The organism is Meridianimaribacter flavus (genome assembly GCF_004366715.1).
GTDB lineage: Bacteria > Bacteroidota > Bacteroidia > Flavobacteriales > Flavobacteriaceae > Gaetbulibacter_B > Gaetbulibacter_B jejuensis.
Genome location: NZ_SOQZ01000001.1, coordinates 466,088 through 491,697, shown reverse-complemented (window position 1 = coordinate 491,697; position 25,610 = coordinate 466,088). Strand labels below are relative to the sequence as shown.

26 protein-coding genes are annotated in these 25,610 nt (G+C 33.3%); 11 read left to right on the top strand and 15 right to left on the bottom strand.

Annotated elements, in window-relative coordinates; translation table 11 throughout:
• The first annotated feature begins 57 nt into the window (after positions 1-57).
• From A8975_RS02245 to A8975_RS02235, 3 genes are all read left to right on the top strand, one after another.
• Entirely contained in the window at positions 58-1,236 is a 1,179-nt protein-coding gene (locus A8975_RS02245; RefSeq protein WP_134198521.1) for an acyl-CoA dehydrogenase family protein, read from the top strand.
• Positions 1,237-1,340: 104 nt separating this feature from the next.
• Complete coding sequence (locus tag A8975_RS02240; RefSeq protein ID WP_134198520.1) at positions 1,341-2,063, top strand: SGNH/GDSL hydrolase family protein; 723 nt, start codon at positions 1,341-1,343, stop codon at positions 2,061-2,063.
• A 51-nt stretch (positions 2,064-2,114) separates the two neighbouring features.
• On the top strand, positions 2,115-3,014 hold the full coding sequence (locus tag A8975_RS02235; RefSeq protein WP_129759501.1) for a metallophosphoesterase family protein: 900 nt from the start codon (positions 2,115-2,117) through the stop codon (positions 3,012-3,014).
• Positions 3,015-3,016: 2 nt separating this feature from the next.
• On the opposite strand, the gene A8975_RS02230 is transcribed toward A8975_RS02235, so the two are convergent.
• The 7 genes from A8975_RS02230 to trmB all read right to left on the bottom strand — a co-directional run bounded on the left by A8975_RS02230 (position 3,017) and on the right by trmB (position 7,726).
• Entirely contained in the window at positions 3,017-3,349 is a 333-nt protein-coding gene (locus A8975_RS02230) for a 2Fe-2S iron-sulfur cluster-binding protein (RefSeq protein WP_131506161.1), read from the bottom strand.
• A complete protein-coding gene (locus A8975_RS02225) occupies positions 3,349-4,410 on the bottom strand; it encodes an NAD(P)/FAD-dependent oxidoreductase (protein WP_134198519.1) in 1,062 nt (353 codons plus the stop codon). Before A8975_RS02225 ends, A8975_RS02230 begins: the two co-directional genes overlap by 1 nt.
• A gap of 163 nt (positions 4,411-4,573) precedes the next feature.
• The gene (locus A8975_RS02220) at positions 4,574-4,816 is read right to left on the bottom strand and encodes a NifU family protein (protein ID WP_129759504.1); all 243 of its coding nucleotides are present in this window, start codon (positions 4,814-4,816) and stop codon (positions 4,574-4,576) included.
• 6 nt (positions 4,817-4,822) lie between these two features.
• A complete protein-coding gene (locus A8975_RS02215) occupies positions 4,823-5,956 on the bottom strand; it encodes an Mrp/NBP35 family ATP-binding protein (RefSeq protein ID WP_129759505.1) in 1,134 nt (377 codons plus the stop codon).
• Between the two features lie 137 nt (positions 5,957-6,093).
• The gene (locus A8975_RS02210) at positions 6,094-6,423 is read right to left on the bottom strand and encodes an MGMT family protein (RefSeq protein ID WP_134198518.1); all 330 of its coding nucleotides are present in this window, start codon (positions 6,421-6,423) and stop codon (positions 6,094-6,096) included.
• Complete coding sequence (locus tag A8975_RS02205; RefSeq protein ID WP_134198517.1) at positions 6,420-7,049, bottom strand: LysE family transporter; 630 nt, start codon at positions 7,047-7,049, stop codon at positions 6,420-6,422. Before A8975_RS02205 ends, A8975_RS02210 begins: the two co-directional genes overlap by 4 nt.
• 2 nt (positions 7,050-7,051) lie before the next feature.
• On the bottom strand, positions 7,052-7,726 hold the full coding sequence (gene trmB / locus A8975_RS02200) for a tRNA (guanosine(46)-N7)-methyltransferase TrmB (RefSeq protein WP_131506164.1): 675 nt from the start codon (positions 7,724-7,726) through the stop codon (positions 7,052-7,054).
• A 60-nt stretch (positions 7,727-7,786) separates the two neighbouring features.
• Here trmB and A8975_RS02195 point away from each other — a divergent pair, with 60 nt between their 5' ends.
• Positions 7,787-8,848: a glycosyltransferase gene (locus tag A8975_RS02195; protein ID WP_131506165.1), complete on the top strand. Its 1,062-nt coding sequence runs from the start codon at positions 7,787-7,789 to the stop codon at positions 8,846-8,848.
• On the opposite strand, the gene A8975_RS02190 is transcribed toward A8975_RS02195, so the two are convergent.
• Positions 8,822-9,865 carry a sensor histidine kinase gene (locus A8975_RS02190; RefSeq protein ID WP_131506166.1) on the bottom strand — a complete coding sequence of 348 codons (1,044 nt, stop codon included), beginning with the start codon at positions 9,863-9,865 and terminating at the stop codon, positions 8,822-8,824. The genes A8975_RS02195 and A8975_RS02190 overlap by 27 nt on opposite strands.
• Complete coding sequence (locus A8975_RS02185) at positions 9,866-10,549, bottom strand: response regulator transcription factor (RefSeq protein ID WP_129759511.1); 684 nt, start codon at positions 10,547-10,549, stop codon at positions 9,866-9,868. It abuts the gene before it with no gap.
• Positions 10,550-10,924: 375 nt separating this feature from the next.
• Here A8975_RS02185 and A8975_RS02180 point away from each other — a divergent pair, with 375 nt between their 5' ends.
• From A8975_RS02180 to A8975_RS02170, 3 genes are all read left to right on the top strand, one after another.
• A complete protein-coding gene (locus A8975_RS02180; protein WP_134198516.1) occupies positions 10,925-12,601 on the top strand; it encodes a T9SS type A sorting domain-containing protein in 1,677 nt (558 codons plus the stop codon).
• Positions 12,602-12,706: 105 nt separating this feature from the next.
• A complete protein-coding gene (locus A8975_RS02175; protein ID WP_134198515.1) occupies positions 12,707-14,380 on the top strand; it encodes a T9SS type A sorting domain-containing protein in 1,674 nt (557 codons plus the stop codon).
• Positions 14,381-14,452: 72 nt separating this feature from the next.
• A complete protein-coding gene (locus tag A8975_RS02170; protein ID WP_131506169.1) occupies positions 14,453-15,433 on the top strand; it encodes an acyl transferase in 981 nt (326 codons plus the stop codon).
• 104 nt (positions 15,434-15,537) lie between these two features.
• Here the strand turns inward: A8975_RS02170 and tyrS are convergent, their stop codons facing one another.
• Positions 15,538-16,845, bottom strand: a complete 1,308-nt coding sequence (gene tyrS / locus A8975_RS02165; protein WP_134198514.1) for a tyrosine--tRNA ligase — start codon at positions 16,843-16,845, stop codon at positions 15,538-15,540.
• 83 nt (positions 16,846-16,928) lie between these two features.
• Between tyrS and A8975_RS02160 the strand changes: the two genes are divergently transcribed.
• On the top strand, positions 16,929-17,951 hold the full coding sequence (locus tag A8975_RS02160; RefSeq protein WP_134198513.1) for an NAD-dependent epimerase/dehydratase family protein: 1,023 nt from the start codon (positions 16,929-16,931) through the stop codon (positions 17,949-17,951).
• Here the strand turns inward: A8975_RS02160 and A8975_RS02155 are convergent.
• Genes A8975_RS02155 through A8975_RS02145 form a run of 3 tightly spaced genes read right to left on the bottom strand, consistent with a single transcriptional unit; the run spans position 17,948 to position 20,473 of the window.
• On the bottom strand, positions 17,948-18,403 hold the full coding sequence (locus A8975_RS02155; protein WP_129759517.1) for a DUF4296 domain-containing protein: 456 nt from the start codon (positions 18,401-18,403) through the stop codon (positions 17,948-17,950). The genes A8975_RS02160 and A8975_RS02155 overlap by 4 nt on opposite strands.
• Positions 18,400-19,746: a dihydroorotase gene (locus tag A8975_RS02150; protein WP_134198512.1), complete on the bottom strand. Its 1,347-nt coding sequence runs from the start codon at positions 19,744-19,746 to the stop codon at positions 18,400-18,402. The genes A8975_RS02155 and A8975_RS02150 overlap by 4 nt, the downstream gene beginning before the upstream one ends.
• A 1-nt stretch (position 19,747) precedes the next feature.
• Positions 19,748-20,473, bottom strand: a complete 726-nt coding sequence (locus A8975_RS02145; protein ID WP_134198511.1) for a polyprenol monophosphomannose synthase — start codon at positions 20,471-20,473, stop codon at positions 19,748-19,750.
• Between the two features lie 104 nt (positions 20,474-20,577).
• On the opposite strand from A8975_RS02145, the gene A8975_RS02140 reads away from it, so the two are divergent.
• Together A8975_RS02140 and A8975_RS02135 are read left to right on the top strand one after the other, a co-directional pair.
• Positions 20,578-21,231, top strand: a complete 654-nt coding sequence (locus A8975_RS02140; protein ID WP_131506174.1) for a DUF4271 domain-containing protein — start codon at positions 20,578-20,580, stop codon at positions 21,229-21,231.
• A gap of 18 nt (positions 21,232-21,249) precedes the next feature.
• Positions 21,250-21,999 carry a uroporphyrinogen-III synthase gene (locus A8975_RS02135; protein ID WP_131506175.1) on the top strand — a complete coding sequence of 250 codons (750 nt, stop codon included), beginning with the start codon at positions 21,250-21,252 and terminating at the stop codon, positions 21,997-21,999.
• Positions 22,000-22,071: 72 nt separating this feature from the next.
• Here A8975_RS02135 and pckA read toward each other — a convergent pair whose 3' ends face one another.
• Both pckA and A8975_RS02125 read right to left on the bottom strand, forming a co-directional pair.
• Entirely contained in the window at positions 22,072-23,688 is a 1,617-nt protein-coding gene (pckA, locus tag A8975_RS02130; RefSeq protein ID WP_131506176.1) for a phosphoenolpyruvate carboxykinase (ATP), read from the bottom strand.
• A gap of 68 nt (positions 23,689-23,756) precedes the next feature.
• On the bottom strand, positions 23,757-24,146 hold the full coding sequence (locus A8975_RS02125; protein WP_134198510.1) for a DUF423 domain-containing protein: 390 nt from the start codon (positions 24,144-24,146) through the stop codon (positions 23,757-23,759).
• Positions 24,147-24,225: 79 nt separating this feature from the next.
• On the opposite strand from A8975_RS02125, the gene A8975_RS02120 reads away from it, so the two are divergent.
• Positions 24,226-25,590 carry a saccharopine dehydrogenase family protein gene (locus tag A8975_RS02120; RefSeq protein WP_134198509.1) on the top strand — a complete coding sequence of 455 codons (1,365 nt, stop codon included), beginning with the start codon at positions 24,226-24,228 and terminating at the stop codon, positions 25,588-25,590.
• Positions 25,591-25,610: the final 20 nt, after the last annotated feature.

Genomic DNA, 25,610 nt, shown 5'->3' with positions numbered 1-25,610 from the left:
TGTTTCGAGTCTAGATTAAAAACTAAATCTCGACTACTGAACAACTAAAACATACAAATGAAGCCAGATTTATTCCAAGCTCCAGATTATTACAACTTAGACGAGCTTTTAACCGACGAACATAAATTAGTAAGAGATGCTGCTCGTGATTGGGTAAAGCGCGATGTGTCTCCAATTATTGAAGACTATGCTCAAAAAGCAGAATTTCCTAGCCAAATTATTGGTGGACTAGCTGAAATTGGTGCTTTTGGACCATACATTCCTGAAGAATATGGAGGTGCTGGATTAGACCAAATTTCTTATGGTTTAATTATGCAAGAAATTGAAAGAGGAGACTCTGGTGTTCGTAGTACTGCATCAGTACAATCGTCTTTAGTAATGTATCCTATTTGGAAATATGGAAACGAAGAACAACGTAAAAAATACTTACCAAAGCTTGCAAGTGGCGAATGGATGGGTTGTTTTGGTTTAACCGAACCTGACCATGGTAGTAACCCAGGAGGAATGGTTACTAATTTTAAAGATATGGGAGACCACTATCTTTTAAATGGTGCTAAAATGTGGATAAGCAATGCGCCTTTTGCGCAAGTGGCAGTAGTTTGGGCTAAAAATGAAGAAGGACGAATCCATGGTTTAATTGTTGAACGTGGTATGGAAGGATTTTCAACTCCTGAAACCCACAACAAATGGTCATTGAGAGCATCAGCTACTGGAGAGCTAATTTTTGACAATGTAAAAGTACCTAAAGAAAACTTGTTACCTAACAAATCAGGATTGGGAGCTCCACTTGGCTGCTTAGATTCTGCAAGATATGGTATTGCTTGGGGAGCAATTGGTGCAGCTATGGACTGTTATGATACAGCTTTACGTTACAGCAAAGAACGTAAACAATTTGGTAAACCTATTGGCCAATTTCAATTACAGCAGAAAAAATTAGCTGAAATGATTACCGAAATCACTAAAGCACAATTATTAACATGGCGTTTAGGAGTACTAAGAAATGAAGGCAAAGCTACTTCTGCTCAAATTTCTATGGCAAAACGTAACAATGTAGATATGGCTATCAATATTGCTAGAGAAGCAAGACAAATGCTAGGAGGAATGGGAATTACTGGCGAATACAGCATCATGCGTCACTCTATGAACCTTGAAAGTGTAATAACTTACGAAGGAACTCATGACATCCATTTATTAATTACAGGATTAGATGTTACAGGATTAAATGCCTTTAAGTAAAAACAACTAACTTCTAATAAATATAAAAAAAGCTTCTTTATTATTTAGAGAAGCTTTTTTGCTATTAAAACCATTGTATTCTATTTTACGTATATTGATTAGATATGAAAAAGATACAATACTTTATTTTTATAGTTTTCCTTACACTGCTTTCCTGTGGTGCAAATGATAATTTTATTGCAAATCAGAATAACACTAATAACGAAAACATTCCTGTTGATGAAATTAGAAGCCTATTGTCATTAGGAGACAGTTACACTATAGGACAGAGTGTTTGTGCGACCTGCAAATTTCCTGAGCAACTTAAAACCAAGCTTAGTGCTGATACCTTTTATACAATTGACCTTAATGTTATAGCTCAAACTGGATGGACAACTGCTAATCTTAAAAACGCAATTGATAACCAAGGGATTTCTTCTAACTACGACCTAGTAACCTTATTAATTGGTGTAAATAATCAATATCAAAACATTCCATTTTCAGTTTATGAAACTGAATTTCCTGAATTGGTTCAAACTGCTATAACTGCCGCTAATGGTAATAAGGACAAAGTAATAGTGGTTTCGATTCCTGATTATGCCTATACACCTTTTGGTCAAAACACGGGAAATTCTGACACAATTTCTCAAGAAATTGATATGTATAATGATTTTGCTGAAAGCTACTGTCAATCACAAGACATTACATTTGTATACATAACAGATATTACAAGAAATGGTTTAGAACAACCTGAATTAGTAGCTTCTGATGGTTTGCATCCTTCAGAATTAGCGTATGCTAAATTTGTAGAACGTATACTTCCTTTTGCTATTGAAAAAATTGACTGATTTTAGTTTCAATATTTTATTTCTGCTTATTTTAGTTGAAAATGTCAGTAAATGTCTTCAAAGAAACGCTTAGATAGAGCTTACAAAAACGCCAAAAAAGTTTATTTTGACGATACGTCCAAGTTTATCCTTTTTAGTGATTGCCACAGAGGCGATAATAGTTTTGCTGATGATTTTGCAAACAACCGAAACATTTACTTTCATGCCTTAAAACATTATTATGCTGAAGGCTTTAGCTATTGCGAACTTGGTGATGGTGATGAACTCTGGGAAAACCTCTCTTTTGATTCTATTTTAAATGCTCATAAAAATGTGTATTTGCTTATGAAGTTATTTCATGAGCAAGAGCGTTTGCATATGATTTGGGGAAATCACGACATGGTTTACAGAGATCCAAAATATGTAGAAAAACACCTTTCCACTTATTTTGACCCTAAAATAGGTGAAGATGTTGAGTTGTTCTGTAACATAGAGTATCATGAAGGTATTGTTTTAGAACATTCCCAAACTGGACAAAAACTATTTTTAACCCATGGTCATCAAGCCGATTGGTGGAACTATTTGTTTTGGAGATGGAGTCGGTTTATGGTTCGTATTTTATGGAAACCACTAAACGTAATGGGAATTGCAGACCCTACAAGTCCAGCAAAAAACTACAAAGAACTTATAAAAGTTGAACGTAGAACCAAAAAGTGGATTATAGAAAACAACAATTTAATTACTGTTGTTGGTCATACTCATAGACCTCGTTTTCCTGAACCTGGTGATATTGCTTTTTTTAATGATGGTAGTTGTGTACACCCAAGAAGCATTACAGGTATTGAAATTGAAAACGGAGAAATCTCACTCATCAAATGGCAAATAGCCACTACAGATGATGGCACTTTAAAAATTGTAAGAGTGTTATTGGAAGGTCCTCAAAAATTAGCAGATTATAAAACTTCGTCTTAAAATTAACTCTCAGGAGCTAATTCAACTTTTAGACCTTCTAATTCTGGTGTAATAGCAATTTGACAACCCAATCTGCTGTTTTCTTGTACATCAAACGCTTCGCTAAGCATAGCTTCTTCGTCGTCTTGCATTTCAGGAAGTTCATGATCAGATAACACATAGCATTGGCATGATGCACACATAGCCATTCCGCCACAAACTCCTATGGTTCCTTCGGGAGCTAGTTCATAACTACGAACTACTTCCATAAGGTTCATAGCCATATCAGTTGGAGCATCAATTTCGTGAGCTTCACCATCACGATCAATTATTGTTATTTTAATGTCCTGTTCCATTATTCAATTGCTTTTACTACAGCTTTAGGTGCTTCTTTACGTGTTCCGTCAAAACCATCAATACCACTAACAGTAGTATATTTTAAAACATATTTTTTGTTAGGATTTATAATTTTATAAGCTGCTTGACACATTAACGTTGCCTCGTGAAAACCACACAATATCAACTTTAATTTTCCTGGATAAGTATTTACATCTCCAATAGCAAAAATACCAGGAACGTTAGTTTGGTAGTCTAAAGCATTATTAACTTTGATTGCATTTTTTTCAATCTCTAATCCCCAATTTGCAATTGGTCCAAGTTTGGGAGATAATCCAAACAAAGGCACAAAATGATCACACTCAATTTCAAATTCTTTTTTGATATGTTGTGCTTGTTCAACAACCACACCAGAAACGTGATCTTCTCCAAGAATACCAACTACCTCAGCAGGAGTAATTAAATTTATTTTACCTTTATTTTTAAGTTCTTGTACTTTTTCAACTGAATCTAAAGCACCTCTAAACTCATTTCTTCTATGAATAAGTGTTACTTCTTTAGCAATATTAGTTAAAAAAATGCTCCAATCTAATGCAGAATCTCCTCCTCCAGCAATAACAACTTTTTTGTTTCTGTAGACTTCAGGATCCTTTATCATATACTCTACACCTTTATCTTCAAACAAATGAATGTTATGGATTTTTGGTTTTCTTGGTTCAAAACTTCCCAATCCGCCTGCAATAGCAACTACAGGAGCGTGATGTTTTGTACCTTTATTAGTCGTAACTATAAAGGTTCCATCTTCTAGCTTTTCTATAGTATCAGCACGTTCTCCTAAAGTAAAACCAGGTTCAAACTGTTTACCTTGTTCTAAGAGTTTTTCTGTAAGATCTCCTGCTAAAATTTCAGGATAAGCTGGTATATCGTAGATTGGTTTTTTAGGATAAATTTCAGAGCATTGTCCACCAGGTTGTGGTAATGCATCAATTAAATGGCATTTTAATTTTAATAATCCTGCTTCAAAAACAGTAAACAACCCTGTTGGTCCTGCACCAATAATAAGTATATCTGTTTTAATCATAATAAAGCCCACAAAAGTGGGTGTCTCTTTAATTTAGAAATTGTTTAATGTACTACATCAAAATTATATACTGTTTTTATAAAGATTTATGATAAATGTCATTAAAAAACAGGCTAGTTCCAGCATTTTGAAAAACCTTGATGAGCCTTCAGCTTAATAAATATTAAGCTTCAATATTAATAACCTTTTCTATTTGAGGCGCGTACTTTTTAATAGTCATTTCCACACCAGACTTTAAGGTCATTTGATTAACGCTACAGCCAACACAAGCACCTTGCAACTGAACTTTCACTAACTTATCATCTTCTATTGAAAGTAATGAAATATCGCCTCCATCACTTTGTAAGAAAGGACGAATTTCGTCTAGCGCTTTTTCAATATTACGTTTTAATTCTTCTGAACTCATCTTCTGTTATTTCTTTACTGCTGAACAACCAGCCATTGTTGTTATTTTAATTGCTTCGGTTGGTGGTAAGGCATCGTTACGTCTTACTACTTCTTGCACAACATTTTGAGTTAACTTTTCAAAAGCAGCTTCTAATGGTGTTGCTGTTTGAAGCGCAGCAGGACGACCAACATCTCCTGCTTCTCTTATACTTTGTATTAAAGGAATTTCGCCTAAGAAAGGTACTTCTAAATCTTCTGAAAGGTTTTTAGCACCTTCTTTTCCAAAGATAAAATATTTATTATCTGGTAATTCCTCTGGAGTAAAATAAGCCATATTCTCAATTATACCAAGTACTGGTACATTGATAGACTCTTGCTGAAACATAGCTACTCCTTTTTTAGCATCGGCTAAAGCTACTTGCTGAGGCGTACTTACTACTACTGCTCCTGTTATAGGAAGCGATTGCATAATACTTAGGTGAATGTCTCCTGTTCCTGGAGGCAAATCGATTAATAAGAAATCTAATTCTCCCCAATCTGCATCAAAAATCATTTGGTTTAATGCCTTTGCTGCCATTGGTCCTCGCCAAATTACTGCTTGGTCTGGTTTAGTAAAAAAGCCTATAGATAAAATTTTAACACCATAGCTTTCTACTGGTTTCATTTTAGACTTTCCTCCTACATTAACCGAAATAGGTCTTTCAAACTCTACATCATACATTATAGGAATTGAAGGCCCATAAATATCAGCATCTAAAATACCAACCTTAAAGCCCATTTTTGCTAAAGTAGCTCCTAGATTTGCTGTTACTGTAGATTTTCCTACGCCTCCTTTTCCAGAAGCAACAGCAACTATATTTTGAATACCAGGAATTGGTTTTCCCTTTATTTCGTTTTTTGGTGCAGCTGGTGCATTTACCTTAACATTTACTTTTACTTTGGCTTTTTCGTAGACTTCATTATGAATAGCCTTCATTATTTCAACTTCGGTCTTCTTTTTTGCCTGTAAACTTGGGTTTTTAATGGTAACATCAACAACTACTTCGTCACCAAAAGTAACAACATTGGTAACTGCTCCACTCTCAACCATATTTTGTCCTTCACCAGGAACTGTAATGGTTTCTAAGGCTTTTAATATATCTTGTTTATTAAGCTTCAAAATCAATAATTTAGATTAGTTCTAAAATGCAAATATAATTAATAAAGATGGAAGACAGAAGCACGGAGCTTGAAGTTTTATTATAGTACCATTATTGATTTCTATGGTAAACTATTTTCATAAAAATGGAAAAGTAACTAGAGTAATTCAGCAGGATCCCAAAACAGTTTTTTAAAATCTTGCACTTGATTATCTTTAACTTTTACACCTTCACTTTCCAATAGTTGCTGCATTAAATTTGTACCATCAAAATGATGCTTACCTGTAAGCAAACCATTTCTATTTACCACTCTGTGTGCAGGCACATCTTTTCCTGAAGAACCGTTCATGGCATAACCAACCATTCTTGAACTGCGAGGAGCTCCTAAATACTTTGCAATTGCACCATAACTTGTAACTCTTCCATAGGGTATTAATTTGGCTACCTCATAAACTTTATCAAAAAAACTTAAGGTTTCTGGTTTCATGCTTCCATTAAAATATTAATCAATGTTACTCCAGCAATTAAACCAGTAATTGACCCTATAATGTAGTTCATATTTTTTTGAGACGTAAACTGCTTATTCTTGATTTTATCAAAAAAGAAAATGTACACATACAGCATCACAAAGGTTCCCATAGCTGCTCCAGACACGTACGAAATAATACTTGTTCTTTCAAAAGTTAACAAATCAAAAGACGCCAAAGTTACTGTCATATAGGCTTGATAAGGTATTGGGAACACATTTAATGCAGACATGAACATACCTTGAAAAAAACGACTGTGTTTGCTCTTGCTATTTTCTTCTAAATCTGGTTTAGAATTGGTTTTAGCAATGAGTAAAAAGTAAATGGAGATTAGCACAAAAATAACAAAGGCAACACGTTGTAAGATATCAACCACATCTTGATGATTGCTTAGATAACGTGCAAACATTGCAGCTATATAAGTTTGTAAAAAAACTACAACACAAGCTCCAACTGAAAAAATAATACCTCTAGAGTGCCCTTCCTTTAAGCTAATTTTTGCTGCAGTCATATTTAATAATCCTGGAGGAATTACACCAACAAGCGCAAAAATCAGTCCCAAGAAAAATACAACTGTTATATTCAAAATTACTTGATTTTAAATCTAATATACGTAATTGGTTTGTTCTGCTCTAAATATTGGCTTTCATAAAATGTTTGAATACCAGTAACTTCTTCAGGGCTGCCTTCTTGCTTATACACATTATGGTTAGCATACAACACTTCATGTCCTTCACCATGTAATAACCCAAGCGTGTAACCATGCATAAACTCGCTATCGGTTTTTAAATTAACTACACCATCTGGTTTTAGCACTTTTTTATAGCGTTGTAAAAACTCAGTATTGGTCATACGATGTTTGGTACGCTTGTATTTAATTTGAGGATCAGGAAAGGTTATCCAAATTTCATCAACTTCGTTTTCAGCGAAAGCAAAATCAATTAATTCTATTTGAGTTCTTAAAAACCCAACATTGGTCATATTGTCTTCAATAGCAGTTTTAGCACCTCTCCAAAAGCGAGCTCCTTTAATATCAATTCCAATAAAGTTTTTATTTGGATACAGTTTAGCTAATCCAACCGAATATTCACCTTTACCACAACCTAACTCTAAAACCAAAGGGTTATCATTCTTAAAAAAATGACTGTTCCAATTCCCTTTCCATTTAAAATCTTGATTAACTAATTCATCTCTTGTTGGCTGAATTACGTTTGAAAAGGTCTCGTTTTCCTTAAATCTTTTTAGCTTATTTTTACTTCCCACAGTTAATTTAATATTTAGGCAAAATTAAGGAAACATATTAGGTTTACATTTGCTTTTTTTATGATTTTGAAAAAACGAATATTAGTTGCGCCTCTAAATTGGGGTTTAGGTCATGCTACAAGGTGTATTCCAATCATTAATGCCTTATTAAAAAATAACTATACACCTGTTATTGCAAGTGATGGTATTGCCCTTGAACTTTTAAAAAAAGAGTTTCCAGATTTAATTGCTGTTGAATTGCCTTCTTACGGAATTACCTACGCGAAAAAAGGAAAATGGTTTAAGCTAAAAATTATTAGCAACTCGCCTAAAGTGGTAAAAGCCATTAAAAGAGAAAAACAAGCCACAAAGCAAATTATTGAAACTTATGATATTGATGGAATCATTTCTGATAATAGATTAGGAGTTTGTTCTAAAACAGTGCCTTCTGTATTTATTACACATCAATTACAGGTTTTAAGTGGAAGTACAACTTGGATTAGCACAAAAATTCATCAAAAATTTATTAAAAAATTCAATGAATGTTGGGTTCCTGACAATGTTAATGAGCCAAACTTAAGTGGCAAACTAGGTCATGTTAATTTCTTAGAAATCCCTTTAAAATATATTGGTCCTATTAGCAGATTTAAAAAACTGGAGGTTGAAAAAGAATATGATATCATGGCATTACTATCTGGACCTGAACCTCAACGCACACTCTTAGAAGAAAAACTACTCACTCTACTTGAGAATTATAATGGCAACGTATTGTTTGTAAAAGGACTGGTTGAAGACCAACAAACTACAGTTCACAAAGGCAGTATGACTATTTACAATTATATGACTAGCGAACAGCTTGAACTTGCATTAAACCAAAGTGATTTTGTGATTTCGCGTTCTGGCTATACTACTATAATGGATTTAGCAAAACTGAATAAAAAAGGCTTTTTTATTCCTACTCCTGGACAATTTGAGCAAGAATATCTAGCTAAAAAACTAGATGAACAAAAGTTAGTTCCTACAGCAACGCAAGATGCTTTTACTATGGAAATGCTTGAAAAAATTGATGATTATAAAGGTTTAGCTGAATTGGATTATGAACTGAATTACAAAAAACTATTCAGCCTTTTCAAGGGTAAATGAAAACTCACTACCTACACCAAATTCGCTTTCTACATATATTTTTTCATCGTGAGCTTCAATAATATGTTTCACTATTGATAAGCCTAAGCCTGAACCGCCTTCTTTTCTAGAACCACTTTTATCTACTCTAAAAAAGCGTTCAAAAAGTCTTGGAACATTAGGTTTAGCAATACCCTCACCATTATCGGTCACTCTAACGATAACCTTATTTTTTATAAGGTTTTCAATACTAACTTCGGTAGTTCCTTTTTCTCTTCCGTATTTTATGGAATTTACGATAAGGTTTGTAAGCACCTGTTGTATACGCTCTTTATCTGCGTTAACAAAAACAGGTTCATTATAATCCATATCAAACGTAAGTGTAATTTTTTTCTTGGTAGCTTTCATTTCTAAAAGGTCAAAAACGCTTTCTACCAACTCAACAATATCAAACCTTTCAACATTTAGACTCAAATCACCAACCTCAAGTTTAGTAATCATATCTAAATCTCTTACAATATAGATTAGACGTTCCACGCCTTTATTGGCTCTATTAAGATATTTTTCTCTAATTTTCGGGTCATTTTGAGCACCATCAATTAAGGTTAACAAATAACCTTGAACAGTAAATAATGGTGTTTTTAGCTCGTGAGAAACGTTTCCTAAAAACTCTTTTCGATATTCTTCTCTTACTTTTAGAGTTTCAATTTCTAGTTTTTTATCTTTTGCATACTTGTCAATTTCTTTAGTAAGTGTTGCCATATCTGTAGTAATAGGCTGTTTACGCAATGATGTAGACTCTAACAAGGTGAGGTCGTCGTATATTTTTTTTACACGACGGTAAATAAAACGTTCAACTCTATATTGAATCACAATAAAGCAAAAGCTATAACAAATTAGTGCAAAAGAGAGTATTAACAACCAGTCAAAAGACTTTGTTGTATATAAAAAAACACTCATGAAGAGCGTTAAAAAAATTGTGATGTACATTGAGGTTCTAATAGCGAACCTGTACGTTTTTTTTAATTTTTTCTGCATCTAGTCTACAAACTTATAACCAACTCCTTTAACGGTTTTAAAGCTTTTATCTCCTATTTTTTCGCGAAGTTTTCTAATATGCACATCAATAGTTCTTCCTCCTACTACAACTTCATTACCCCAAACTTTATCTAAGATTTCTTCGCGCTTAAAAACTTTTCCTGGTTTTGTTGCTAGCAAAGATAACAATTCAAATTCTTTTCTTGGCAAGACCAATTCTTCACCTTTTAAAGATATTTTATACTCTTCGCGATTGATTACCAAACTACCTATTTTTAATATACTTTCAGAGGCGTCTTCTTCTTTAAGCCGTCTTAGTAAAGCTTTTACTTTGCTTACTAAAACTTTTGGTTTTATGGGTTTAGTAATGTAATCATCTGCTCCAGCATCAAAACCTGCTACCTGTGAATAATCTTCACCTCTTGCAGTTAAAAATGTAATAATCGTTTCGCTTAAATCTGGGTTTTTTCTTATTTGCTCACAAGCTTCAATACCATCCATCTCAGGCATCATAACGTCTAAAATGATTAATTGAGGCCTTTCTTTTTTTGCTTTTTTAACAGCTTCATGACCGTTTTCGGCAGTTATAACTTGGTAACCTTCAGATGAAAGGTTGTAGCCAACAATTTCCAAAATGTCTGGTTCGTCGTCAACTAAAAGTATTTTAATATCCTTTTTTTTCATGTGTAGTTTTTATTGTTTTAGTTATCACATGTGTTTTGTTGTTTAGTTCTTCATTTTTTTTGAGAAACTAACGATGTAAAGATAGAATTAATAACAAAAATTTATATTACATAATATAATCATAACGTTAAAATAACTTAGTCCTTACTGTTTTATAACCTACTCTATAAACTCTCAAAACACAATAAAAAATCTATTCTATTATAGCGTCTTAAATCAGGTTTTTAGAGTAAAAATGTAAAACTGTCCCTAAGATAGTTAAAAAATAATGTTATATTATTGTAAATTAGCATACAATATAGTGGCTTTAACGTTTTAAACACCAAAATCTCACTATATTTGAAACAAAATTTAAACTTATTAAAATTAAGATTTATGAAAAAAATTTACTTTTTATTCCTTATTACTTTAATGGCTTTTTCTGGGTTTGCCCAAAATTTAGCTGTTAATGGTAGCTTTGAAAACTGGACAGCTGGTGTTCCTGATGGATACACTACTGTAGATTTTAGCACTACTGATCTTACAGAAAACACGAATTCAACTTTTGTTTCTGACGGAACAAGTTCTGCAAGTGTTAATGTTTTAACTCAAACTCAAGGAGATACTGACATAAGACAAACTATTGCATTAGTAGGAGGAGTAACATATACTATGAGCTTAGACGTCTATGCAACAAATAATGAAGCTAGAGCTCGTATTTTTAATGGTGATGGGTTTTCGCCTTCTGTATATTCAGACGAAACTCTATTAAATCAGTGGCAAACTATTTCATTTGAATACACACCTGCTACTAATGAAGATTTTGATATGGGTATCCGTTTTTATGATATCGCTTCAAACTGGACTGCTGGTACACAATCGTCTTTATTTTATATTGACAATTTACAAGTAGTAGCTGCAACTACACCTAGTATTGCGGTAACCTCTCCATCTAATGGAGCTACAATTGCATCTAGTGATGTTGACATTGAATTAAGTGTACAAAATTTTGTTGTAGATCAATTACCTGCTAATGGTGGTACTGGAGATGGTCACATACACTATACTGTTGATGGAGGTAGTAATGTTATGAAATATGACACAGATCCTATTAGCTTAACAGGATTAGCTGACGGTGAGCACACTGTTGAGCTTACTTTAGTTGACAACAGTCATGTGCCTCTAGATCCTGCTGTAACTGCTTCAGTTACTTTTACTGTAACATCTTTACAAGCTGTTGCTGATATAGCTAGTTTAAGAGCAGGTACTATTGGTAATGTTTATCAAATTACTGGCGAAGTAGTTGTAACATTTGTAACTGGTAACAGTAGAAATCAAATTTTTATTGAAGATGCAACTGGAGGTATGTTAATTGACGACAACTCTGGTACAATTACAACCGTTTTTAATAATGGTGATGGTATAACAGGTCTTCAAGGTCAGTTGGGAGAGTTTGCTAATGTTATGCAATTTGTTCCTTCTGTTGATCCTGGTGCTGCTAGTTCTACAGGTAATTCAATAACTCCTCAAACTGTAACGGTTAATGACATCATCAACAACTTTGATATGTATGAGTCTGAATTAGTATCAATTGCTGATGTAACATTTGCTGATGGAAATGGTACTGCTACATTTGATTCAGGTCAAAACTATGACATTTCAGATGTTTCTGGAGGACCTTTAGCGTTTAGAACAAATTATCCAAATGATAACATGGCAGGAGAGACAATTCCTTCAACTGCTACTACAATTACAGTAATAGCTGGAGAATACTTTGGTACTCCACAAGTATATCCAAGAAGTCCTGATGAAGTACTTTCAATCAATAACCCTAATGCAATTGCTTCTTTCTCTGTTTACCCTAACCCAACTTCAACTGGGTTTGTAAATATAACTTCATCTAGCTCTGAAACGATTTCAGTTTCTGTTTATGATGTTTTAGGGAAACAAGTTATCAATAAAGCTACAGTAAGCAACAACCGTTTAGATGTTTCAACACTAAACACTGGGGTTTATATTATGAATATTTCTCAAAACGATGCTTCAGTTACCAAAAAATTAGTTATTAAATAGATAAAACACATCTATATTAACAAATCATTAAAAGCCAACATTTAAGTTGGCTTTTTTTGTTGCTAGTATTACTTTTGGAGCTCGTTGAACTTTAAAACTTAATTCATGAAAAACATTTACTTTTTATTACTGCCTCTTTTAATGTCTGCTTATTCTTTTGGTCAGACAGTTATTTACACTCAAGATTTTGAAACATTAGATACTGGATATACTGCTTCTAGTACAGAAGGTTCAGGTGGAACCGATGTATTTAATCGAGTAAATCCTAACATTGGAGGTAACTCATCATATATATGGGCTGTTGAGGATACAAATGTTACTCCTGCAACTATAACTTTAAATCAAATTGATGTTACTGGTTATTCTGATTTTACTTTTTCTATAGATATGCTAACTCGTCATTATAATGACTGGGATGATTCTGATACCTTTTCAATAACTTATTCATTAGATGGTGGTTCAACCCAAAATTTACTTTGGGTTCGAAATGCTGGAGGCACTTTTAATCAAGCCGCTTCTTTAGATACTGATTTTGATGGAATTGGTGATTGTGGTTCAGGAATATTGCCTGCTTTAACTACAGGAACTAGTGGATGTACTGTAACAGAAAATACGTTTGCTACATTTTCATCTAGTACTATAACATTAAGCGGAAACTCTACACTTGATATTGTGTTGTCTTTTAATGGTTTTACTTCAGCTGATGAAGGTATTTACTTAGATAATATTTCTGTTTCAGCTAACTCTTCTGCTTGCTCAGCTTCACTTTCAGCTAAAACTCCTGTATGTGATAATATTACTGTAGGAACTGATACATACTCTACTACTTTTGACTTTTTAAACGGTACAGAAACAGATGCTTTTACTGTTGCTGTTTCAGCTGGCTCAGCTAGTGTAAGCACTATTTCAGCTGATGGTTTAATTACAGTTACAGGTATTAATGAAGGTACTGATGTTACTATAACATTAACTAACGAAAATTGTACTCTTACACAAACTACAGTATCTCCTACTTGCGAGCCAGCAATTACATCTTGTTTTGACATAAGCAATGGTGCTGAAAAATTTGAAATGTTTACTGTAGCTACTAACTCTGACAATGATGTTTGGACTGAAAGTAGTGGTACATACAACATGAATGGCTATTGTGGTGGTGGCTGCGAAGAAGTGGTAAACACTTGGTTATTATTTGGACCATTAGATTTAACATCTGTTTCTGACTTAGCTTTAAAATTTAACGCTCAAGAAAATTTTGGAGACACTCCTTTAGCTATCAATTACACAGCTGCTTACTCAGGATGTCCTGATACAACTTCTTGGTCATCATTACAAACTATCACTGAAAGTGATGAAGGCGATGTTGAAATTGACTTATCTGCTTTAACTGGCACTGCTGTTTTTATTGGTATTCAGTATTATGATGATGGTGTTGACGGATACTCGAACTGGGATTTATCAAATGTAGAGTTAACTACTTACAACAACTGTCCTGTTTTAGGCGCTAGACCTACTTCAGATTGCCCTACTTTATCAATTGTTGATTCAGAGCAAAGAGAATTTTCAATTTTCCCTAACCCAACATCAACTGGATTTGTAAATATTGTTTCTGCACATTCTGAAGCTATTTCAGTTAATGTTTATGATATGTTAGGTAAACAAGTAATTAATGAAACTATTGCTAACAACCGCTTAAATGTTTCAACACTTAATGCTGGAGTTTACATCATGAAAATTTCTCAAGGTAATACTACAACTACTCAAAAGATTGTAATTAAGTAAAACTTACCTTATACTATTTAAAAAGCGTCATCAACTTGGTGACGCTTTTTTATTTTGCATACTTTTGCCAAAATGATTGATACACGTTCCATTTTCAACAGTTCTACACAAGCAGATTTTAATACTCTTGCTTTAGATATTTTCAAATTTCAATTTGAAAATAACACTGTATATCGTTCATATTGCGATTTGTTGTACAAAAACCCAAGCGACATAAAAAAAGTTGAAGACATTCCGTTTTTACCTATTCAATTTTTTAAAACACACCCTATTTTAAGTACAACTAATGCAATAGAAAAAGTTTTTGAAAGTTCAGGAACAACAGGTCAAATAACAAGCAAACATCATGTAAGTGATTTAGATGTTTACGAAAACAGTTTTAACACTGGTTTTAATCACTTTTACGGACCTATTGAAGATTATGTGGTATTAGCGCTTTTACCTAGTTATTTAGAGCGTGATGGCTCGTCATTAATTTATATGGTTGAGCACTTAATAGCGCAATCTAACCATAAAGAAAGTGGGTTTTACCTTCATAATCTGGCCGAATTAAAAAACAAGTTAATTACTTTAGATTCCGAAGGAAAAAAAGTGCTACTTATTGGTGTGTCGTTTGCATTATTGGATTTAGTGGAACAGTTCCAATTTCAGCTTAAAAACACTATTGTAATGGAAACTGGTGGTATGAAAGGAAGACGAAAAGAATTGATTCGCGATGAACTTCATACTATTTTAAAACAAGGTTTTGGTGTTTCTGAAATTCATAGCGAATATGGTATGACAGAACTTCTAAGTCAAGCATATTCCAAAGGAAACGGTATTTTTAAATGTCCTAACTGGATGAAAGTTTTAACACGAGATACTGAAGACCCTTTAACTATAACAAGTACGTCTACTACTGGAGGAATTAACATTATTGATTTAGCAAATATTTACAGCTGCTCTTTTATAGCAACTCAAGATCTTGGTAAAGTTTACAACGATAATTCTTTTGAAATTATTGGTAGGTTTGACAACAGCGATATTAGAGGCTGCAATTTGATGGCTTTGTAAGGAAATAATATCAACTACGACTATTATCTAGCTAAGAGAAAGCAAGATTATTTTTTTTAGTTGGTTGGTTATTGTAAACGCCTGATTTTCATCAGGCGTTTTTTTTATACAACTTTTATAATGTAAGTGTTTTTCTTTCCTTTATTGATAATGATATAGCTACCATTTATTAGGTCTTCATCAGTTAACTGATAGTCTTTTGTTACTTTTTCTTTGTTAACTGACACTGAATTTTCTTTTAATGCTCTAATGGCTTCACCATTAGAATTCAAAAAGCTTGTTTTGGCTGATAATGCAGCAATCATATCAAAACCTCCTTCAAAATCTGCTTTAGACACTTCCGCTTGCGGAACACCTTCAAACACATCTAAAAATGTTTTTTCGTCTAGTGTTTTAATATCATCTTTAAAAGTTTTACTAAACAAGATGTTTGACGCTTTTTCAGCAGTTAAAAAGTCTTCTTTGCTATGCACAAAGGTTGTTACTTCTTCTGCTAATCGTTTTTGAAGTAGTCTTTGGTGAGGTGCTTCTTTATGAGAAGCAACTATACTCTCAATTGTTTCTTTATCTAAAAACGTAAAGATTTTAATATACTTTTCAGCATCTTCATCAGTGGTATTCACCCAAAACTGGTAAAACTTGTAAACCGAAGTTTTATCGGCGTCTAACCAAACGTTACCACCTTCACTTTTTCCAAATTTAGAACCATCAGCTTTTGTAATCAACGGACAGGTCATTGCGTAAGCTTTAGCCTCTTCGCCAACATTCATACGTCTTACTAATTCAGTTCCTGTGGTAATATTTCCCCATTGATCGCTTCCTCCCATTTGTAATAAGCAATTATGAGTTTTATATAAATGGTAAAAATCGTAACCTTGAATTAATTGATAAGTAAACTCAGTAAACGACATACCAACACTACCTTCTTCTCCAGAAAAACGCTTTTTTACAGAGTCTTTTGCCATCATGTAGTTAACGGTTATACGTTTACCTACATCTCTTGCGAAATCGATAAAAGAAAAGTCTTTCATCCAATCATAATTATTAACTAATAAAGGCGCATTAGCTGCTTTAGAATTAAAATCTAAAAACCTTGACAGTACATTTTTTATACCTTGTACATTATGATTAAGTGTTGCTTCGTCTAATAAGTTTCGTTCATCACTCTTACCTGATGGATCTCCAATCATTCCTGTAGCTCCACCAACCAAAGCAATAGGCTTATGACCAAATCGCTCAAGATGTACCAGTAAAATAATTGGAACCAAACTCCCAATGTGTAAAGAATCTGAAGTTGGATCAAAACCTATATAAGCAGTTGTCATTTCCTTATCAAGTTGTTCTTCGGTTCCAGGCATAATATCGTGTACCATACCTCTCCAGCGTAATTCTTCTACCAATGATTTAGACATATTCAATTTATTTTTAGTTCCGCAAAGATAAAAATCAATGTAGAATTCTTATCCCTTTATGAATAATTCTTTACTTTAGTTTTATGATTTTAGTTACAGGAGGTACAGGTTTAGTTGGTTCGCATTTACTTTATAATCTTGCGAGTAATAATAAGAAGGTTCGTGCAATTTATAGACGTGAACACAAACTAGATACTGTAAAAAAAGTGTTTTCTTATTATACTGAACATTCTGAATCTCTTTTTAACTCCATTGAATGGATTGAAGCCAACCTTACAGATATTACTGCTTTAACCAATGCCTTTGAGAAGGTAACACATGTTTACCATTGTGCTGCATTTGTATCATTTGAACCGGATAAATACCATCAACTCCGAAAAATAAATATTGAAGGTACCGCTAACATTGTTAACCTTTGTGTTTCTCATAATATAAAAAAGCTGTGTTATATAAGCTCTATTGCTGCTATAGGACATCATACAAATTCTGAGAAATTAATTACAGAAAACACCCATTGGAATACTGAAGACGACAACAGCGTTTATGCTATTACTAAATATGGTGCCGAAATTGAAGTATGGAGAGGCACTCAAGAAGGTGTTGATGCAGTAATTGTTAATCCTGGAATAATAGTTGGTCCAGGCTTTTGGAAAGGTGCTGGCAGTAGCAGTTTAATTCGTTTGATTTACAAAGGTGTTCCTTACTACACTAACGGAAGCACTGGTTATGTTGGTGTTTGGGATGTTGCAAGTGTTATGCAACAACTTATGGAAAGTAACTTAAAAAATGAGGGTTTTATTCTTGTTTCAGATAATCTTACATTTAAGAACTTTATTTATAAAGTTGCCAACGCTTTAAAGGTTGAACCTACAAAGAAAAAAGCCAATACTTTTTTATTGGAACTAGGTTGGCGATTGGATTGGCTTCGACATAAACTTACAGGCAAACGAAGACAGTTGTCAAAACATACTGCAAAATCGGCAAGACAAAGAACTTTATATGATAATTCTAAAATAAAAAACGCGTTAGACTTTCAGTTTACACCAATTGATGAAGTTATAGAAAAGACGAGCAAACTCTTTTTAGAAGATATTAAAAAAGATTAATCTCGAGCGCCAAAGTTTTTATCCTTTAATCTTTTGGTTTCTCTTTTAATAGAATCAGATAATTTTTTTATTGAATCTCTTTTTTTATTTCTATCCTCTTCTTCCTCTTCTTTTAGTTTTTCGTAAGTTTCTTTTTCTCTGCTAAGACGTTCTTTAACAGATTCTATCATTTCAGCATAGTCTTTAGAATCGTATGCATAATACTCATTACTTAATGCAAATTGAAGACTGTCTATGCTATACTTTTTAAATATATATCCTTCAGGATTAATACCATAATTTTCAAGTTGTTGCTTTTTAATGCCTTTAGCAGCATTCATTAAATAAGTATCATATAACACTTGCTCCATCTTATCTTTTGGTATAAGATTACTTGGTTTTTTAGGTTTTTGCGTTTTATCGCAACCTAAAAACAACGCTATGATACAAACAAGTGTTACTATTTTTTTCATCTATCGAATGTTAGTCGTTTGGCAGCATTTCCGTTAAGGAATTTAAAATTATTATACACTAAAGTACCATTTAAAAATGTATGTGTTACTCTAGACTTAAAGGTAGTTCCCTCAAAAGGCGACCATCCGCATTTATATAATATATTGTCTTTGTTTACTGTCCAAGGGCTATTGGCATCTACTACAACTAAATCGGCAAAATACCCTTCTCTTATAAAACCTCGTTTTTCTATTTGAAATAATATCGCAGGATTATGACACATCTTTTCCACCATTTTTTCTAAGGAAATTCTTCCTCTATGGTAAGACTCCATCATTGCCACAAGTGCATGCTGTACTAATGGTCCGCCAGATGGTGCTTTTGTATATACATTCTTTTTCTCCTCTAGAGTATGAGGTGCATGGTCAGTAGCAACAACATCAATTCTGTTGTCTAACAATGCTTTCCAAAGTTCGTCTCTATCGTGTGCAGTTTTTACAGCAGGATTCCATTTAATTAGCGTTCCTTTTTTGCTATAATCTTCATCACTAAACCATAAGTGATGTATACAAACTTCGGCAGTAATTTTTTTATCTTTTAAAGGAATTTTGTTTGAAAACAGTTTAGTTTCCTTAGCAGTTGACAAATGGAATACATGCAACCTAGCTCCTGTTTTTTTAGCAAGTTCTATAGCTTTTGAAGAGGATAAATAACAGGCTTCTTCACTACGAATGATAGGATGGTTTTCAATTGGGATATCCTCACCATACTTGCTGGTGAATTCTTCCATGTTAGCTCTAATAGTTGCCTCATCTTCACAGTGAACAGCAATCAACAAATTGGTACTACTGAATATTTTTTCGAGCACCTCAGGATTATCAACTAGCATATTTCCTGTTGAAGATCCTAAAAACAATTTAAGTGCTGCTACGTTTTTTTCGTCAACCTTTAAAATTTCTTCCAAGTTATCATTGGTTCCACCAAACATAAACGAATAATTAGCGTATGATGTTTTGGAAGCTATCTCAAACTTTTCTTCTAGTTTTTCAATAGTAGTGGTTTGCGGTACTGTATTTGGCATTTCTATAAAAGAGGTAATACCTCCAGCTATAGCAGCTTTAGATTCTGTGCCTATATCGGCTTTATGGGTAAGTCCTGGTTCTCTAAAATGCACTTGATCGTCAATAACACCAGGTAACACATAGTTTCCTTCAACATCAATTACCACAACATCAGATGATTTAGCACTTATTGAGTCGGCAACTTCTTTAATATACTCGCCTTCAATAAGGATATCACCTTCTTTAACTTTGCCTTCGTTTATAACTTTGGCATTTTTAATAAGAATAGTTTTTGCTTTCATGTTACTTAGCAAATAGACTTTTAAATTTCATATTCAACACTCCAAAAATAGCTTCGGAAATAATACCTCCACTCATTTTTGATTTTCCTTTAGCTCTATCGGTAAAAATGACAGGAACTTCAACAATTTTAAATTGCTTTAAATAAGCCTTAAACTTCATTTCTATTTGAAACGCATAACCCACAAACTTAATTGTATCTAGATTAATAGTCTCTAACACTTGTCTTTTGTAGCATACAAAACCAGCTGTTGTATCTGCAATTTTCATTCGAGTTATAAACTTTACATATTTAGATGCAAAGTAAGATAACAATAATCGCTTCATATCCCAATCAACCACATTAACAGTATTATTAATATACCTTGAGCCTATTGCCATATCAGCACCTTGTATTGCGCAAGTAGTATACAACCTCATCAAATCATCAGGATTATGAGAAAAATCGGCATCCATTTCAAAAATATATTCATATTCTCTTTCTAAACACCATTTAAATCCAGCAATATAAGCTGTTCCTAACCCTGTCTTTTCCTTTCTTTGAAGTAAAAAAAGCTGGGTATCAAATTCCTTTTGAAGCTCTTTAACCTTAAGTGCAGTTAAATCTGGTGAATTATCGTCAACCACTAAAACATCAAATGCTTTGTCTTGAGCAAAAACAGCTCTCACTATAGCTTCAATGTTCTCTATTTCATTGTAAGTAGGTATGATGACAATTGCATCCTTCATTTTACCAAATTTTAGCAAAAGTAAGTTTTTTTGAAGTATAAAGTTTATTGAAATGAGCTTAAATAAAAGTTAAACAGGTGAAAATTTCTTTATAATTTAGCATCATGTTAAGAGAGGTAGTTTCAAATGAATGGTTTACAATATTCATTGTATTGGGTTTGGTATTGGTAACCCTGTCAAAGTTTTTGTTTGAAAACAGATTTAAAGATTTTCTCTTAGTTATAGGTAACTCCAAGTATTTAAAAATCTACTCTAGAGACCAAAAATTTATTGATGGGTTTGACACTTTAATGTTTTTAAACCTACTCATTTCAGTATCAATATTTTCGTTTATAGCTTACTCTGAACTTGTTTTACCTTCAGAATTTGATCTTACACTATTTGTTAAAGTTCTTTTTGCAATTGGAGCTCTCATACTTATAAAAGTGCTCTTAGAACGACTATTAGCAAGTTTGTTTGAAATAGACGAATTGATTGATGCATATTTATTTCAGAAAACCAGCTATTTAAATTATAGTGGCTTTGTACTCTTACCAATAAACATTTTACTCATATATAGCATAACACCTTCAAAACCTTTAATTTACACAGTTATTGGTCTTGTTTTATTGATTAATTTAATTGGATTTATAACTTCATTTAAAAAACATCAAAAGTTGATATTTGATAACTTATTCTATTTTATTTTGTATCTTTGCGCACTCGAAATTGGACCTTATCTAATTTTGTATAAGTTAATTACAGATTATAACGCTTAAAAACTATAACTAGAGCCTATGAAAGTGAAAACAATTTTAGTGTCACAGCCCGAGCCTAAAATAGAAAATTCGCCTTACTTTGATCTTCAAGAAAAGCAGAAAGTTAAGATTGACTTTAGACCTTTTATACATGTAGAAGGTGTTCCTGCTAAAGAGATTAGACAACAAAAAGTAGACTTAAGCCAGTACACAGCAATTATACTTACTAGTAGAAATTCTGTGGACCACTTTTTTAGAGTAGCTGAAGAAATGCGTTTTAAAGTTCCAGATACGATGAAATATTTTTGTCAGTCTGAAGCGGTTGCATTTTACCTTCAAAAATACGTAGTGTATAGAAAGCGTAAAATATATGTTGGTAAACGTACCTTCCAAGATTTATCTCCACTTATCAAAAAGTATAAGGACGAAAGCTTTTTACTACCTACTACCGACAAATTAAAACCTGAAGTTCCTGAAACTTTAAATGGGTTAAAGGTAAAATGGAAAGAAGCTGTTTTTTACAAAACAGTAATTAGTGATTTATCTGATTTAGCTGATGTTTACTATGACATTTTAGTATTTTTTAGTCCTTCTGGTATTGAATCTTTATTCCACAATTTCCCAGAGTTCAAACAAAACAATACACGTATAGCTGTTTTTGGAAACACTACTATTAAAGCTGTTGAGTCTCATGGATTAAGAGTTGATATTGCAGCTCCAACTCCTGAAACACCTTCAATGACGATGGCGTTAGAAAAGTATATTACTCAGGCTAATAAAGGAAAATAAATTTCTTACACATAACATAAAAAAAAGCGATTCAAAATTGAATCGCTTTTTTTATGAATTAGCCTTGATTAATTAAAAGGCATAACGCTGTGGCCCACCTCTTCTTATTTCTTCACTTGCATAAGATTCAAACTTTTTAAAGTTTTCCCTAAAAGCGTTAGATAACTTAAATGCTGTAGTGTAGTATGCTTCATCATTGTTCCAAGTTGATCTTGGGCTCAATACCTCTGTTGGAACTCCTGGACAACTTCTTGGTTGCGCCACTCCAAATACTGAGTGAATATGGTAATCGTCATAATTATACAGTCCTAAATCACCATTTAAAACAGCATTAATCATAGCACGAGTGTATTTTAACTTCATTCTTGTACCAACACCATAAGGTCCACCTGTCCAACCTGTGTTTACTAACCAAACATTAACTCCAGACTCTTTCATCTTTTTGCTTAACATTTCAGCATATTTAGTAGGATGCAAAGGCATAAAAGGCGCTCCAAAACAAGCTGAAAAACTTGGTACAGGTTCAACAACTCCAGCTTCAGTGCCTGCTACTTTTGCAGTATATCCTGAAATGAAATGGTATGCTGCCTGACTTGGTGTTAATTTAGAAATTGGAGGCAAAACTCCAAAAGCATCAGCAGTAAGGAAGAATATATTTTTTGGGTTTTCTCCTATTGATGGCTTTTTAATATTTTCAATATGATAGATTGGGTAGCTAACACGTGTGTTTTGAGTAATTGATGTGTCGGCAAAATCAACTTCTCCTTTATCATCTATTATCACATTTTCTAGTATAGCTCCTTTTTTAATAGCATTAAAAATTTCAGGTTCTTGCTCTTGAGAAAGGTTTATAACTTTTGCATAGCAACCACCTTCAAAGTTAAACACAGTGTTTTCACTTGTCCAACCATGTTCGTCATCACCTATTAAACTTCTATCAGGATCGGTAGAAAGTGTAGTTTTTCCAGTACCTGACAGTCCAAAGAAAATTGCTGTATCTCCATCTTTTCCAACATTAGCACTACAGTGCATTGGTAAAGTATTTTTAAATACAGGAAGTATAAAATTCAACGCAGAGAAAATTCCTTTTTTAATCTCTCCTGTATATCCTGTTCCTCCTATTAAGGCTATTTTTCTTGTGAAGTCTAAAATAGCAAAGTTGTGTTGACGTGTACCATCAACCTCTGGGTTTGCCATAAAACCAGGTGCATTAACTATAGTCCACTCTGGTGAGAAGTTTTCTAGTTCAGCTTCAGTAGGACGCAAAAACATGTTGTAAGCAAACATATTGCTCCATGGATATTCATTAATTACACGAATATTCAACTTGTAATTGTCATCAGCACAAGCATAGCTATCTCTAACAAAAACTTCTTTTTCTGAAAGGTAATCAGTAACCTTATCGTACAGTTTTTGGAATTTGTCCGACTCAAAAGGAATATTGATATTTCCCCACCATACCTTGTCTTCGGTAATGGCATCTTTTACAATAAAACGGTCTTGAGGCGATCGTCCTGTAAACTCACCTGTGTTTACAGCTAAAGTTCCATTAGATGTTTCTACACCTTGCTTTTTAGAAATTGCCGCATCCTGAAGCTCGTCAGGAGACAACTGATAATTTACTTTTGCATTTTTAATGCCATATTGCTCTAACGAAATCGATTTCGTAGTTTGAGTATGGTTTACCATAATTTTTTGTGTTGTTTTAATTGTGCAAAGCTAAAACAATATTTTAAAACTCTCACTAAAATAGCTTTTTAATCCTTTTTAAGTTTTAAAAAGTTTATCAACAAAACAACCCATGAAAGTATAAGTAGTAATCCTCCTATTGGTGTAATAAACCCTATGCTTTTAAAATCAAACGAAGACAATACATTAGTTGCCAAACCATAAATTGAACCTGAAAAAAACAACACTCCTACAAGCACCAAATAAAAGATGGTTTTCTTAGCCTTTTGGGTTACAAGAGTAGTACTTCCTACAAACAATAATAGAATAGCATGATACATTTGGTATTTTACTCCTGTTTCAAAAGTATCAATCATTTCGGCAGAAATAAGCGACTTTAAACCATGTGCTGCAAATGCACCAAGTACAATGCTTAAAATTCCTAATATGGAAGCGGTAATTAATATAGACTTGTTCATATAAATTTAATCTTTGGGTTTTTATTGCACGTTCGATTTACTACTTTCGTGAACACAAAATTACTCAACAAATCCCATTATGCGAAAGATTTTAGTTATTGGTTCAGGAAAATCTGCATCCTATCTTATAAAATATTTACTTGAAAAATCAGAATCTGAAAACCTACTTATAATTGTTGGAGACATCAACTATTCTAGTGCCAAAAAGTTAATTGGCGACCACAAAAATGCTCAAGCTATTGTGCTAGATGTGTTTGACAAACACTCTAGAGAAACAGCTATTCAAAATGCCGACATTGTAGTATCTATGCTTCCAGCAAGATACCATATAGAAGTTGCTAAAGATTGTATTTCATTTGGTAAAAATATGGTTACTGCATCTTATGTAAGCGATGAAATGCAAAGTTTAGACAAAGCTGCTAGAGATAAAGGCTTGGTGTTTATGAACGAAATAGGTGTTGACCCAGGAATTGACCACATGAGTGCTATGAAAGTAATTGATAGCATACGTGAAAAAGGCGGTAAAATGATTTTGTTTGAATCGTTTACTGGTGGTTTGGTTGCTCCTGAAAGCGATAATAACCTATGGAATTACAAGTTTACTTGGAACCCAAGAAACGTAGTTGTTGCTGGACAAGGTGGTGCAGCAAAATTTCTTCAGGAAGGCACGTATAAATACATTCCTTATAACCGGTTATTTAGAAGAACAGAATTTTTGGACGTTGAAGGCTATGGACGTTTTGAAGCATATGCTAATAGAGATTCTTTAAAATACCAAAGCGTGTATGGACTAGATGATATTAAAACACTTTACAGAGGTACAATGCGTCGTGTAGGGTTTTCTCGTGCGTGGAACATGTTTGTACTTTTAGGGATGACTGACGACAGCTACACTATAGATGATAGTGAAAACATGAGCTATCGCGATTTTGTAAACGCCTTTTTACCTTACAGCCCAACAGATTCGGTTGAATTAAAATTTAGACATGCTTTAAAGATTGACCAAGACGATATTGTTTGGGACAAACTTATTGAACTAGATATCTTTAGTGCTAGTAAAATGGTTGAACTTAAAAAAGCAACGCCAGCACAAATACTTCAAAAGATATTAATGGATAGTTGGACACTTGCCGAAGAGGATAAAGACATGATTGTAATGTATCACAAGTTTGGTTACGAGCTTAACGGTAAAAAACACCAAATAGACTCTACAATGGTAACAATTGGTGAAGACCAGACGTTTACAGCAATGTCTAAAACTGTTGGCTTACCTGTGGCTATTGCTACCTTGGCGATTTTAAATAAAAAAATTACAACTCCTGGTGTTCAAATACCAATTAACAAAGAAGTGTATGAGCCTATTTTAAAAGAGTTGGAAGCGTATGATATTAAGTTTAAAGAATACGATGTGCCTTATCTTGGTTACAATCCTTTAAACTTATAGTCTAAAGCATTACAAATCTA

Bases quoted from the DNA above. Each gene is read 5' to 3' on its own strand.
- A8975_RS02245 (WP_134198521.1), top strand. From the start codon at position 58: ATGAAGCCAGATTTATTCCAAGCTCCAGATTATTACAACTTAGACGAG.
- A8975_RS02240 (WP_134198520.1), top strand. From the start codon at position 1,341: ATGAAAAAGATACAATACTTTATTTTTATAGTTTTCCTTACACTGCTT.
- A8975_RS02235 (WP_129759501.1), top strand. From the start codon at position 2,115: ATGTCTTCAAAGAAACGCTTAGATAGAGCTTACAAAAACGCCAAAAAA.
- A8975_RS02230 (WP_131506161.1), bottom strand. From the start codon at position 3,349: ATGGAACAGGACATTAAAATAACAATAATTGATCGTGATGGTGAAGCT.
- A8975_RS02225 (WP_134198519.1), bottom strand. From the start codon at position 4,410: ATGATTAAAACAGATATACTTATTATTGGTGCAGGACCAACAGGGTTG.
- A8975_RS02220 (WP_129759504.1), bottom strand. From the start codon at position 4,816: ATGAGTTCAGAAGAATTAAAACGTAATATTGAAAAAGCGCTAGACGAA.
- A8975_RS02210 (WP_134198518.1), bottom strand. From the start codon at position 6,423: ATGAAACCAGAAACCTTAAGTTTTTTTGATAAAGTTTATGAGGTAGCC.
- A8975_RS02195 (WP_131506165.1), top strand. From the start codon at position 7,787: ATGATTTTGAAAAAACGAATATTAGTTGCGCCTCTAAATTGGGGTTTA.
- A8975_RS02190 (WP_131506166.1), bottom strand. From the start codon at position 9,865: ATGCAGAAAAAATTAAAAAAAACGTACAGGTTCGCTATTAGAACCTCA.
- A8975_RS02185 (WP_129759511.1), bottom strand. From the start codon at position 10,549: ATGAAAAAAAAGGATATTAAAATACTTTTAGTTGACGACGAACCAGAC.
- A8975_RS02180 (WP_134198516.1), top strand. From the start codon at position 10,925: ATGAAAAAAATTTACTTTTTATTCCTTATTACTTTAATGGCTTTTTCT.
- A8975_RS02175 (WP_134198515.1), top strand. From the start codon at position 12,707: ATGAAAAACATTTACTTTTTATTACTGCCTCTTTTAATGTCTGCTTAT.
- A8975_RS02170 (WP_131506169.1), top strand. From the start codon at position 14,453: ATGATTGATACACGTTCCATTTTCAACAGTTCTACACAAGCAGATTTT.
- tyrS (WP_134198514.1), bottom strand. From the start codon at position 16,845: ATGTCTAAATCATTGGTAGAAGAATTACGCTGGAGAGGTATGGTACAC.
- A8975_RS02160 (WP_134198513.1), top strand. From the start codon at position 16,929: ATGATTTTAGTTACAGGAGGTACAGGTTTAGTTGGTTCGCATTTACTT.
- A8975_RS02155 (WP_129759517.1), bottom strand. From the start codon at position 18,403: ATGAAAAAAATAGTAACACTTGTTTGTATCATAGCGTTGTTTTTAGGT.
- A8975_RS02150 (WP_134198512.1), bottom strand. From the start codon at position 19,746: ATGAAAGCAAAAACTATTCTTATTAAAAATGCCAAAGTTATAAACGAA.
- A8975_RS02145 (WP_134198511.1), bottom strand. From the start codon at position 20,473: ATGAAGGATGCAATTGTCATCATACCTACTTACAATGAAATAGAGAAC.
- A8975_RS02140 (WP_131506174.1), top strand. From the start codon at position 20,578: ATGTTAAGAGAGGTAGTTTCAAATGAATGGTTTACAATATTCATTGTA.
- A8975_RS02135 (WP_131506175.1), top strand. From the start codon at position 21,250: ATGAAAGTGAAAACAATTTTAGTGTCACAGCCCGAGCCTAAAATAGAA.
- pckA (WP_131506176.1), bottom strand. From the start codon at position 23,688: ATGGTAAACCATACTCAAACTACGAAATCGATTTCGTTAGAGCAATAT.
- A8975_RS02125 (WP_134198510.1), bottom strand. From the start codon at position 24,146: ATGAACAAGTCTATATTAATTACCGCTTCCATATTAGGAATTTTAAGC.
- A8975_RS02120 (WP_134198509.1), top strand. From the start codon at position 24,226: ATGCGAAAGATTTTAGTTATTGGTTCAGGAAAATCTGCATCCTATCTT.